This is a genomic window from Vibrio sp. 10N.261.52.A1 (assembly GCF_002876325.1).
GTDB classification, from domain to species: domain Bacteria; phylum Pseudomonadota; class Gammaproteobacteria; order Enterobacterales; family Vibrionaceae; genus Vibrio; species Vibrio chagasii.
Genome location: NZ_MCYD01000507.1, coordinates 1 through 11,105 on the forward strand (window position 1 = coordinate 1; position 11,105 = coordinate 11,105).

An 11,105-nucleotide genomic window follows, 5' to 3' on the forward strand; every position below is an offset into this window, starting at 1 on the left:
TGAGTTAAATAACGCACAAGGTGTTGCTGGCGACTTAGGTGGTTACTACCTATTTGATGATGCACTAGTTTCAGCATTGATGCGCCCAAGTGCAACATTAAACGCATTTATCGACGCTTAGAACGCAGCGTATCTATGTGAGTGTCTTCTAAAGCGCTCACAGACGACATAATAAAAGACGCTTTAACGTAACCGTTAAAGTGTCTTTTTTGTTTGTGCCTGTTTCGATGTCGGCCGCGGTATCAAGCTGTCTCTACGGAGAACATGTGTTTCGTCCAGGATCAAAAAAACCGCTCAATGAACCCTGCGTATAGGTACTAAAGGAGCGGTTTTCATAGTCTTTTAACGTTCTAATAGTGCTATTTAGGTCAACACGATATGGCAGCTTTGCCTATTTACTTGCACTGCCTTCTACAGGAACAACGGAGCTAGCGTGCGAGCCTTTAGGTCCACTTTCTACTTCATAGTCGACTTGCTGACCAGCCTTTAAGGTTCTGTAACCTTCCATTTGTATTGTGGAGTAGTGCGCAAAGATATCGCCTTCTTCACCTTCTGGACAAATAAAGCCAAACCCTTTGGCATTGTTAAACCATTTTACTGTACCTGTAGCCATGCTATACATCCCTCATGCATTTTGTTACTAACGTTGTTTATATCAAATCAATGTAAATTCGATCGACATCATTCTCACCAACCAAAGACGTTCGGTTGGCATCTTGAATTTCAGACATTGCTTACGGAAATTAACGCTACCCTGCGTAATTATTCCTTATTGTTAAATTTTCAAGCGTGTTATGAAACTGTATTAGAAAAACCTTTTAGCTCCAATGTAGCTAATGATTGAGCACAGTCAATAGTAAATTGGTATAAAAGTGATCAATTTTAATAACAAATCACATTCGAGATTACCCACAAACTATTAACCAAATAGTAACTTGGAGGCTGTTGCATGGTTACCGTCAATAGTTATGGCGTCTTTTTAATCAATCACATATGTTAATCCTGTGAATCGAGATCTTTTATTTGCAGCGACGGAAATGGTGGATTAGGCTCAGTATAGAGGAATATTTTTTGGTACTGTTTCTCGGTGCGGTTTCTTAGTACACCGTAAAGCGTGAATGTGGTAGATTTAAGATACACAAACATTCACCACTTCCGAAAAATAACCCTTAGCAAAGCGATATGAGCAGAAACTTTGAATGGGCATCTCCAGGCTCAGATTTACTGGAGAAAGAAGCAACAAAAGTAAAGCCACCGGCAATGTATAACGTCGTACTGAATAACGATGATTACACGCCAATGGACTTTGTAATCGAGATCCTAGAGCGATTCTTCTCACTAGATATCGAAAAAGCAACGGAAGTGATGCTCAAGGTTCATTATGAAGGTAAAGCTATATGCGGTACATACAGTGCTGAAATAGCGGAAACAAAGGTAGCGCAAGTCACGATGTACTCAAAGGAAAATGAGCATCCGCTACTATGTACAATGGAGCAAGTATAAATTGCTCGAACAACACTGTTGTTCCCTTAGGAGGTACTTATGCTAAATAAAGAATTAGAGTCGAGTTTAAATGGCGCATTTGCTCGTGCGCGAGACAAGCGACATGAATTTATGACTGTCGAACACCTCCTACTAGCATTATTAGAAAATGATGCGGCCAAGGAAGCGCTCCAAGCTTGTCAGGCTGATCTCGATGCCCTTCGCAACGAGCTCGATATTTTTATTGATCAAACGACCCCACTTATCCCAGAAAGTGATGAAACTCGTGAGACCCAACCTACGTTGAGTTTCCAACGAGTGCTTCAACGTGCTGTTTTTCATGTCCAATCTTCGGGTCGCAGTGAAGTAACAGGTGCTAATGTGCTTGTTGCTATTTTCAGTGAGCAAGAGTCTCATGCGGCTTATCTTCTTAAGAAAAATGACATTAGCCGTTTGGATATCGTTAACTTCATCTCACATGGTATTACTAAAGCCAGTAATGAAGGCGATAGTGCTTCATCATCAGACTCATTTGGTGGAGCAGAGAATGCTGAAGAAGCAAATTCAGAAGACCGCTTAGAAAACTTTGCGACCAACCTCAATGAAGTGGCGAAGCAAGGCAATATTGACCCACTAATCGGTCGAGACAAAGAACTTGAGCGAACTATTCAAGTCCTATGTCGTCGTCGTAAAAACAACCCTCTACTCGTTGGTGAAGCGGGTGTTGGTAAAACGGCTATTGCTGAAGGTCTTGCATGGCGTATCGTTGAAGGACAAGTGCCTGAAATTATTCAGAGTAGCGTAATTTACTCTCTAGATATTGGTTCACTGCTTGCAGGTACTAAGTATCGTGGTGACTTTGAGAAACGTTTTAAAGCGATTCTTAAGCAACTAGAGAAAGAAGAAGACGCGATTTTGTTCATCGATGAGATTCACACCATTATTGGTGCGGGTGCTGCGTCGGGTGGGCAAGTTGACGCGGCTAACTTAATTAAACCACTACTAAGTAGCGGTAAGTTGCGTTGTATCGGTTCAACGACCTATCAAGAGTACAGCAGTATTTTTGAGAAGGAGCGTGCGTTATCTCGTCGTTTCCAAAAAATCGATATTGTTGAGCCTTCATTAGATGATACGACTAAGATTCTGATTGGCTTGAAGCCAAAGTACGAAGCTCACCACGAAGTACGTTACACCAACAAGGCGTTACGTGCGGCTGTGGAGTTGTCTGCGAAATACATTAACGAACGTCACCTTCCTGATAAGGCGATCGATGTTATTGATGAAGCGGGTGCTCGTAGTCGTTTAGCTCCAGCAAGCCGTCGTAAGAAGACAGTTAGCGTAGCGGACATTGAGTCAATGGTTGCGAAAATGGCTCGCATTCCAGAGAAGTCGGTATCATCTTCAGACAAAGATACGCTGCAAAAACTGGACGACCGCATGAAAATGTTGGTGTTCGGACAAGATCCAGCTATCGATGTATTGAGTGAAGCGATCAAGCTAACGCGTGCAGGACTTGGTGCTGACAATAAACCTGTTGGTTCATTCCTATTTGCAGGCCCTACAGGTGTAGGTAAAACAGAGGTGACAGTTCAACTGTCTAAGCTGATGGGTATTGAACTGCTGCGCTTTGATATGTCTGAGTACGGTGAGCGTCACTCAGTGAGTCGCTTAATTGGTGCTCCTCCTGGTTATGTTGGATACGATCAAGGTGGTCTATTAACGGATGCAGTTATTAAGAACCCGCACTCGGTTGTACTGCTTGATGAGATCGAGAAAGCTCACCCAGATATTTTCAACCTACTACTTCAGGTGATGGATAATGGTACGTTAACGGATAACAACGGTCGTAAAGCGGACTTCCGCAATGTGATCCTTGTGATGACTACCAATGCGGGTGTGGCTGAGACTGAGAAGAAATCGATCGGCCTGATCCAACAAGATCACGCACCAGATGCGATGGGCGAAATTAAGAAAGTCTTTACTCCTGAGTTCCGTAACCGTCTTGATAACATCATTTGGTTCAATAGCCTTGACCCAAGTGTGATTAGCCAAGTTGTCGACAAGTTTATTGTTGAGCTTCAGGTTCAGCTGGATGCTCGTGGCGTATCTCTAGAAGTTTCTGAAGACGCTCGTCACTGGTTAGCAGACAAAGGCTACGATAAGACAATGGGTGCTCGTCCAATGGGGCGTGTGATTCAAGAGAAGCTTAAGAAGCCTCTTGCGAATGAACTGTTGTTCGGTAGCTTAGTTGATGGTGGCACGGTTAAAGTAACACTTAAAAAAGACGAACTGTATTTTGTCTATGTTGGTGCTAAAGAAGAAGTGATGCACTAATAAAGCGACAGGTAGCTCAATAGCTTAGAGATAAAACGCATGACTTAGGTTGTGCGTTTTTTTTATGGTTTGAAGATACGAGATACGAGATACGAGATACGAGATACGAGAAAAGTGGTTAAGACCAAATGCCAAACGGTAGGCAATAAAAAACGGAGCATTAAGCTCCGTTTCTTATCGTATTCGATAATTAAAAATTAACGAGCACGGAAGACGATGCGGCCTTTAGAAAGGTCGTATGGAGTCATCTCAACAGTTACTTTATCACCAGTAAGAATACGGATGTAGTTCTTACGCATTTTACCAGAGATGTGTGCTGTCACTACGTGACCGTTTTCAAGCTCAACACGGAACATTGTGTTTGGTAGAGTATCAAGGACAGTGCCTTGCATCTCGATTACGTCTTCTTTAGCCATCTAATCCTCTTTCGAAACTTGGCGGTTTTCAACGGCTTGATTGTGCCGTCAAAATCAAAATATGTAAAGTTGTGGCGTATTCTACCCTTGCCACCGCTGATTTACTAGCCTTTGATGACGTTGAAATCGTACTTTATAGTTCATAGCAGGGCATTCATCGATTTGATAACCCAAATATAGCCACTGTTTGTGTTCTTTCTGAGCATGTTGGATTTGGAACAAAACGCCAAGCGTCCCCATGGATATATCGATATCCGGATCGAAAAAGGTATAAAACGCACTGGTACAGTGAGACATCACATCGGTAACAGCGATGCCAACGAGATCGGTGTCGTTGTATATATGCATGAACTTAGTGGTTAACCACTCATTTTGAGAAAATTGTAGAAACTCTTCTTTTTTCGGTGGGTACATAGTGCCTGAACCATGGCGAGCGGTGATATAACGGCTATATAAGTCAAACCAGTTATCATCCATTGTATCTTTGAGCTCCCAACGAAAGGTTTTCGCCTTATTGAGAATTCTTCGCTGACTTTTGGAAAACTTAATGTCGGGGATTGAAAGGCGAATCGCCTGGCATGCCGAACAATTGTCGCAATGCGGCTTATAGATGGTGGCACCGCTGCGACGAAAACCGTTCGCAAGCAGAACTTCATAATTTTCTGAGGTGTGCATGTGCTCATCAAGTGTGACAGCGACTCTTTCCTCGAGATGAGGGAGATAACTACACGCGTGATTGTCTGTCAATCCAATTCTGATTTGTTGTAAATCTGGATTCATTAAGGCATATCCTCTAGCCATTGGTTTTCAAAGCATGCATCGTTAACAGGCTTATCTTTTAGTAATTGCAGAGAGCTGAGAAACTCTTCTCTTTCTACTTCTAATGCACCCAAAGACTCCAAGTGAGGGTTCATGACTTGGCAATCAATAAGCTTCCCTCCAGACTGAGCAAAGTGGTGACAAAAATACCATAGTGCGATTTTCGAGGCATTGGTCTTTAAGCTAAACATGGACTCACCGCAAAAGACTTGTCCTCTTTGTAAGCCATACAGTCCACCGACTAGCTCGTCGCCTTGCCACACTTCCACCGAGTGACAGAAGCCTAACGAAGCGAGTTCTCGGTAGGCGGCCTGCATGTCGCTGTTTAGCCAGGTCTCTTCTTCCGGTCTTAACGATGAGCAATAACCGATGACTCTATCCGTCGCTTGATTAATGCTGACACGATAATTATGTTTTCTTTGAAACTTTTTAAGACTTTTCGATGGTTTGAATGTCTTAGGATTAAATACCGCTCGTGGTGCTGGGCTCCACCAAAGTATAGGCTCACCTGGGCCATACCATGGAAATATACCGTGACTATAAGCAGTTAAGATTCGCATTGGCGATAGATCTCCCCCAAAAGCAAGAAGGCCATTCGGCTCATCCAGTGCATCGAAGGGAGATGGAAACTCTATACTAGTAGTATCGAGTTCAGTTAGGTATATAGTCATAAGTACCGCGTTTCAGATTAATCACTGACCATGAGGTCATTAGGAGTTCTACCATGAAGAAGTTGCTTTGGATTTTACTTGTTTTGCCCATGTTGGCAAATGCAGCTTATAACCGAAATCAAGCTCGACCGGTTAATGAGGTTGTTTATGGTGAAATTGATACCGTGAGATATATTACTCAACAAGAGATAGTGGAATCGAAAGCGAGCGGCTGGGAGACCCTATTAGGTGCTGCGATTGGTGGTTTAATTGGTAACCAATTTGGTGGTGGTACAGGTAAAGAAGTAGCAACGGCTGTCGGTGCGGTTGCTGGGGCTGGAATCGCTCGAAACCGAGGCAATAGCCAATATCGAGTGGAGTATAAGTTGGTTGAACTGCTGGTTAAAACCAAAGACGACAAGCTCGTCAATATCATCCAAGACGTCGATAGCACGATGTTGTTTAACCGAGGTGACGACGTGAGAATCCTCTATTTTTCAGATGGCGTTCGTGTTGATATCGCGTACTAGTATAAAAATACGATTGGTTGGCTAATTAATCATCTTTTTGAAGGGGATTAGCTCTGGAGTTCAATGGAAAAGTTCGTTAGTCTGCAAGTACGAAGAATTATTCATCACCCGAAAATAAATACTCGCCAGTGACTTCGGGTGGTACAAGGACTAAAAGATTTAATGGAAAGCCTTACGTTACAACCAATTCAAAAAGTGAGTGGGGAAGTTAACCTACCTGGCTCTAAAAGTGTTTCTAACCGTGCGCTTCTTTTGGCTGCGCTTTCAACTGGAACTACTCGCCTAACTAACTTATTAGACAGTGATGACATTCGCCACATGTTGAATGCTCTGACCCAGTTAGGCGTTGATTATCAGCTATCAGCGGACAAAACCGTATGTGAAGTGACGGGCGTTGGTGGTGCATTTTCAAGTGACAAAGCACTCGAACTTTTCTTAGGTAACGCAGGTACTGCGATGCGTCCGCTTGCGGCTGCGCTTTGTTTAGGTCGTGGTGAATACGTCCTAACTGGTGAACCGCGCATGAAAGAGCGCCCGATTGGCCACCTAGTGACCGCTCTACGAGAAGCTGGCGCTGACGTTGAATATTTAGAAAATGAAAACTACCCACCGTTAAAAATCACAGGCACGGGTCTGAAAAGCGGTACGGTTTCGATCGACGGTTCTATTTCTAGCCAATTTTTGACTGCATTTTTGATGGCAGCACCGTTAGCAGAAGGTGAAGTGACCATCAAAATTGAGGGTGAATTGGTTTCTAAACCATACATCGATATCACGCTACACATTATGAAACAATTTGGTGTGGACGTGATCAACAACGATTACCAAGAGTTTGTCATTCCGACGGGTCAATCATACAAAGCACCAGGTGATTTCCTTGTCGAGGGCGATGCATCTTCGGCGTCTTACTTCCTAGCAGCAGCTGCGATTAAAGGTGGTGAAATTAAGGTAACGGGTATTGGTAAAAACAGTATCCAAGGTGATATCCAATTCGCTGACGCACTTGAGAAAATGGGTGCTAAAATTGAATGGGGTGATGACTACGTTATCTCTCGTTGTGGTGAGCTGAAGGGCATTGATATGGACTACAACCACATTCCTGATGCAGCAATGACGATTGCGACCACTGCACTGTTTGCAAAAGGCACAACAGCGATTCGTAACGTCTACAACTGGCGTGTGAAAGAGACCGATCGTCTTGCGGCCATGGCAACCGAACTACGTAAAGTGGGTGCTGAGGTAGAAGAGGGTGAAGACTACATCATCGTTAATCCAGTGGCTGAATTGAAACATGCGGCGATTGATACTTACGATGATCACCGTATGGCAATGTGTTTTTCATTGGTGGCGCTAAGCGATACGCCGGTAACGATTAATGATCCAGGTTGTACATCAAAGACATTCCCTGACTACTTCGACAAACTGAAGATGCTGAGTCAATAAGAATGCTAAGTTGATATAAGCTCAGGAAGTAAAAAAGCTTGCCTAAATGGCAAGCTTTTTAATTACTGCTGAAGCGTAAATTCTTTTGAAAGATGGTGCGCTAAGTATTTAAACATGTTAAATACTGCGGTTGTATTCTCTGTCGGCATCCCATTGCTGTCTAGGAAGTATTCGCCTTTGAAGACGAGTACATCGTCTTTCTCTACTACGCTGTTTGCGCGCATGCCTTCAATGTAGTCATCATGTGATTGGATAATTTGGTTTGCGATAAGCAGTAAATCAAATTCTGCTATTACTTTCTTTGTCATGAGTTTATCTCTGATAACTGAATATAACGTTGAGTTTATGGTGTCGAACTAGAAATTCAATGATTTCACAACCGATTAAGAGAGTCTTTTCGAATATCCACAATTTATTTTGTGATTTATGGCAAAAATAATGGAATGGGGCTCGCGTTCGATTCATGGACAAGCTTAGTATGAGCCCGTTTAGAGTTAATGCCTGATGAATAGGCCCTTGCTAGTATTCTTTTCGAGTACTTTATAGCTTCTTTATATTGTGACCCTTTTATCTGTGAGTCGACGAATTGTCGAGCGATCAGATCCAATTTTGAAAAAAGCGGTTGATCTTCTAGTAATCTCGCACAATAGTAAAAAAAGAAGCAATGAATTTAGAATATCATGCGTAAAAGCCCACAAGTTAAATTGTTGGTGCTAAAGCATCGTGATTAAGGACGTTAGAGTCAATATGGGTAAATCGCTCGTTATAGTGGAGTCGCCGGCCAAGGCTAAAACTATCAATAAATACCTTGGCAAAGACTTTGTCGTTAAGTCGAGTGTAGGTCACGTACGTGATTTACCAACGGCAGGTCAAAGTACTGGTAAAAAGGCTGCTGCAGTTTCAACAAAGGGTATGAGCCCAGAAGAAAAAGCTCGTATCAAGAAAGAAAAAGATCGCAAAGCTCTTATCAAAAAGATGGGTATTAACCCGTATAAAGAGTGGGAAGCAAATTACCAAGTATTACCGGGTAAAGAAAAAGTTGTTGCTGAACTGCAAAAACTGGCTGAGAACGCAGACCATGTTTATCTCGCAACCGATTTGGACCGCGAAGGAGAAGCTATCGCATGGCACCTTCGTGAGATCATCGGTGGCGATGAAACGCGATACAAGCGAGTGGTGTTTAACGAAATCACCAAGAACGCAATTCAACAAGCTTTTGAAACTCCAGGTGAGCTAAACATCGATGGCGTAAACGCACAGCAAGCACGACGTTTTATGGACCGTGTTGTTGGCTTTATGGTGTCACCTCTGCTTTGGAAGAAAGTAGCACGAGGCCTATCCGCTGGCCGTGTTCAATCAGTTGCTGTAAAGCTTCTAGTTGAGCGTGAGCGCGAGATCAACGCCTTTATTCCGGAAGAGTTCTGGGATGTGCATGCTGATACCAAAACAGCAGAGAAAACAGATTTTAGACTTCAAGTCGCACAAAAAGACGGTGTTGCGTTTAAACCTGAAAACGAAGCGCAAACGCAAGCTGCATTGAGTGTTCTTGAGAAAGCACAATACGAAGTATGTAAACGTGAAGACCGCCCAACGAAGAGTAAGCCGTCTGCACCGTACATTACTTCAACGCTTCAACAGGCTGCGAGTACCCGTCTTGGTTACGGCGTAAAGAAAACCATGATGTTGGCGCAACGCCTATACGAAGCGGGCTACATTACTTATATGCGTACTGACTCAACTAACTTGAGTTCAGAAGCGGTAGAAGCAGCTCGTGAATACATCGGTTCTGAGTTTGGTGCAGAGTACCTGCCACCTAAAGCGCTAGTATACGGTAGCAAAGAGGGCGCTCAAGAGGCTCACGAAGCGATCCGTCCTTCAAGCGTTGATGTTAAGTCAGAAGACTTAAACGGCGTAGACGCAGACGCACACAAGCTTTACTCACTGATCTGGAATCAATTCGTAGCGTGTCAAATGACGCCTGCGCAGTACGACTCAACAACGGTAAGCGTGAAAGCTGAAGAGTACACATTAAAAGCGAAGGGTCGTATCCTTAAATTTGACGGTTGGACTCGTGTTCAACGTCCGATGGGTAAAAACGAAGATACGATCCTGCCTGCAGTACAAATTGGCGATAAGTTGGATCTCATTGCATTGGATCCTAAGCAACACTTTACTAAGCCACCGGCTCGTTTCACTGAAGCGGCGCTTGTTAAAGAACTTGAGAAACGTGGTATCGGTCGTCCTTCAACATACGCGTCGATCATTTCTACCATTCAAGATCGTGGTTACGTGAAAGTTGAGCAGCGTCGTTTCTATGCTGAGAAGATGGGTGAAATTGTTACTGACCGTCTAGACGGCAGCTTCAATGACCTAATGAACTACGACTTTACGGCTCGTATGGAGCAGAAGTTAGACCAAATCGCTGAAGGCGAAGCAAGCTGGAAAGGCGTGCTAGATAATTTCTTCAAAGATTTTACCGGTGACTTGGAAAAAGCGGATCTCGACGAAGATGCAGGCGGCATGAAGCCAAACCACATCGTTGAAACTGATATCGAGTGTCCAACTTGTGGCCGTAATATGGGGATTCGTACTGCTTCGACAGGCGTATTCCTAGGCTGTTCTGGTTATGCACTTCCACCAAAAGAGCGTTGTAAGACAACGATTAATCTTGGTGATGAAGAAGGTATTATCAACGTTCTTGAAGAAGATGTTGAAACCGCCGCCCTTCGTGCTAAAAAGCGTTGCCCAATTTGTGAAACGGCAATGGACGCTTATCTGATTGATGACAAGCGTAAGATGCATGTATGTGGTAACAACCCGAACTGTGAAGGTTACGTGGTTGAACACGGCGAATTCAAAGTAAAAGGCTATGATGGCCCGCTTGTTGAGTGTGACAAGTGTGGTTCAGATATGGTTCTGAAGAATGGTCGTTTCGGTAAGTACATGGATTGTACGAGTGAAGATTGTAAGAACACTCGTAAGATTTTGAAAAACGGCGAAGTTGCGCCACCAAAAGAAGACCCAGTACATTTCCCTGAACTTCCATGTGAAAATTCAGACGCGTACTTTGTGCTTCGTGATGGTGCTTCTGGTCTATTCATGGCAGCAAGTAACTTCCCTAAATCACGTGAAACTCGTGCTCCTTTAGTGGAAGAGTTAGTTCGCTTTAAGGACCGTATTTCACCGAAGTTCCAATACCTGACGACAGCTCCAGTTGCTGATCCAGACGGTAAGCCGACAGTTGTTCGTTTTAGTCGTAAGACAAAAGAGAACTACGTTCGTACAGAAGTGGATGGTAAGCCTTCTGGTTGGATCGCCTTGTACATTGACGGTAAATGGGAAGTAACGGATAAACGTAAAAAGCCCAAAGAAAAGTAACTGAACGTTATTGATATAAAAAGCAGCCAATAGGCTGCTTTTTTTCGACTCAT

Annotated in this window: 11 protein-coding genes; 6 read left to right on the top strand and 5 right to left on the bottom strand. The window is 43.5% G+C overall.

All coding sequences use genetic code 11. The annotated features are described in order from the left end of the window. Positions 1 to 121 (top strand): NADP-dependent isocitrate dehydrogenase (locus tag BCT81_RS29010; protein ID WP_133152582.1); only part of this gene is annotated, 121 nt, incomplete at its 5' end. A gap of 270 nt (positions 122 to 391) precedes the next feature. On the opposite strand, the gene cspD is transcribed toward BCT81_RS29010, so the two are convergent. Continuing rightward, complete coding sequence (cspD, locus tag BCT81_RS06365) at positions 392 to 613, bottom strand: cold shock domain-containing protein CspD (RefSeq protein WP_004737429.1); 222 nt, start codon at positions 611 to 613, stop codon at positions 392 to 394. 569 nt (positions 614 to 1,182) lie between these two features. Here cspD and clpS point away from each other — a divergent pair. Next, complete coding sequence (gene clpS / locus BCT81_RS06370; RefSeq protein ID WP_004737430.1) at positions 1,183 to 1,503, top strand: ATP-dependent Clp protease adapter ClpS; 321 nt, start codon at positions 1,183 to 1,185, stop codon at positions 1,501 to 1,503. Positions 1,504 to 1,542: 39 nt separating this feature from the next. Beyond that, a complete protein-coding gene (gene clpA, locus BCT81_RS06375; RefSeq protein WP_102423561.1) occupies positions 1,543 to 3,816 on the top strand; it encodes an ATP-dependent Clp protease ATP-binding subunit ClpA in 2,274 nt (757 codons plus the stop codon). A 197-nt stretch (positions 3,817 to 4,013) separates the two neighbouring features. On the opposite strand, the gene infA is transcribed toward clpA, so the two are convergent. The 3 genes from infA to aat form a co-directional block, all read right to left on the bottom strand. Next, a complete protein-coding gene (infA, locus tag BCT81_RS06380; protein WP_001040192.1) occupies positions 4,014 to 4,232 on the bottom strand; it encodes a translation initiation factor IF-1 in 219 nt (72 codons plus the stop codon). Positions 4,233 to 4,313: 81 nt separating this feature from the next. After that, on the bottom strand, positions 4,314 to 5,012 hold the full coding sequence (locus BCT81_RS06385) for an arginyltransferase (RefSeq protein ID WP_102423562.1): 699 nt from the start codon (positions 5,010 to 5,012) through the stop codon (positions 4,314 to 4,316). Further along, entirely contained in the window at positions 5,012 to 5,722 is a 711-nt protein-coding gene (aat, locus tag BCT81_RS06390; RefSeq protein ID WP_102423563.1) for a leucyl/phenylalanyl-tRNA--protein transferase, read from the bottom strand. Before aat ends, BCT81_RS06385 begins: the two co-directional genes overlap by 1 nt. Before the next feature lie 53 nt (positions 5,723 to 5,775). Between aat and BCT81_RS06395 the strand changes: the two genes are divergently transcribed. Together BCT81_RS06395 and aroA are read left to right on the top strand one after the other, a co-directional pair. Then, the gene (locus BCT81_RS06395) at positions 5,776 to 6,231 is read left to right on the top strand and encodes a glycine zipper 2TM domain-containing protein (RefSeq protein WP_102423564.1); all 456 of its coding nucleotides are present in this window, start codon (positions 5,776 to 5,778) and stop codon (positions 6,229 to 6,231) included. Between the two features lie 162 nt (positions 6,232 to 6,393). Beyond that, positions 6,394 to 7,674, top strand: a complete 1,281-nt coding sequence (gene aroA / locus BCT81_RS06400; RefSeq protein ID WP_102423565.1) for a 3-phosphoshikimate 1-carboxyvinyltransferase — start codon at positions 6,394 to 6,396, stop codon at positions 7,672 to 7,674. A gap of 62 nt (positions 7,675 to 7,736) precedes the next feature. On the opposite strand, the gene BCT81_RS06405 is transcribed toward aroA, so the two are convergent. Continuing rightward, positions 7,737 to 7,982: a YciN family protein gene (locus tag BCT81_RS06405; RefSeq protein ID WP_004737436.1), complete on the bottom strand. Its 246-nt coding sequence runs from the start codon at positions 7,980 to 7,982 to the stop codon at positions 7,737 to 7,739. Between the two features lie 439 nt (positions 7,983 to 8,421). On the opposite strand from BCT81_RS06405, the gene topA reads away from it, so the two are divergent. Then, the gene (gene topA, locus BCT81_RS06410; protein WP_102423566.1) at positions 8,422 to 11,052 is read left to right on the top strand and encodes a type I DNA topoisomerase; all 2,631 of its coding nucleotides are present in this window, start codon (positions 8,422 to 8,424) and stop codon (positions 11,050 to 11,052) included. The last annotated feature ends 53 nt before the right edge of the window (positions 11,053 to 11,105 follow it).

Bases quoted from the DNA above. Each gene is read 5' to 3' on its own strand.
- aroA (WP_102423565.1), top strand. From the start codon at position 6,394: ATGGAAAGCCTTACGTTACAACCAATTCAAAAAGTGAGTGGGGAAGTT.
- cspD (WP_004737429.1), bottom strand. From the start codon at position 613: ATGGCTACAGGTACAGTAAAATGGTTTAACAATGCCAAAGGGTTTGGC.
- clpA (WP_102423561.1), top strand. From the start codon at position 1,543: ATGCTAAATAAAGAATTAGAGTCGAGTTTAAATGGCGCATTTGCTCGT.
- BCT81_RS06385 (WP_102423562.1), bottom strand. From the start codon at position 5,012: ATGAATCCAGATTTACAACAAATCAGAATTGGATTGACAGACAATCAC.
- aat (WP_102423563.1), bottom strand. From the start codon at position 5,722: ATGACTATATACCTAACTGAACTCGATACTACTAGTATAGAGTTTCCA.
- clpS (WP_004737430.1), top strand. From the start codon at position 1,183: ATGAGCAGAAACTTTGAATGGGCATCTCCAGGCTCAGATTTACTGGAG.
- topA (WP_102423566.1), top strand. From the start codon at position 8,422: ATGGGTAAATCGCTCGTTATAGTGGAGTCGCCGGCCAAGGCTAAAACT.
- BCT81_RS06405 (WP_004737436.1), bottom strand. From the start codon at position 7,982: ATGACAAAGAAAGTAATAGCAGAATTTGATTTACTGCTTATCGCAAAC.
- BCT81_RS06395 (WP_102423564.1), top strand. From the start codon at position 5,776: ATGAAGAAGTTGCTTTGGATTTTACTTGTTTTGCCCATGTTGGCAAAT.
- infA (WP_001040192.1), bottom strand. From the start codon at position 4,232: ATGGCTAAAGAAGACGTAATCGAGATGCAAGGCACTGTCCTTGATACT.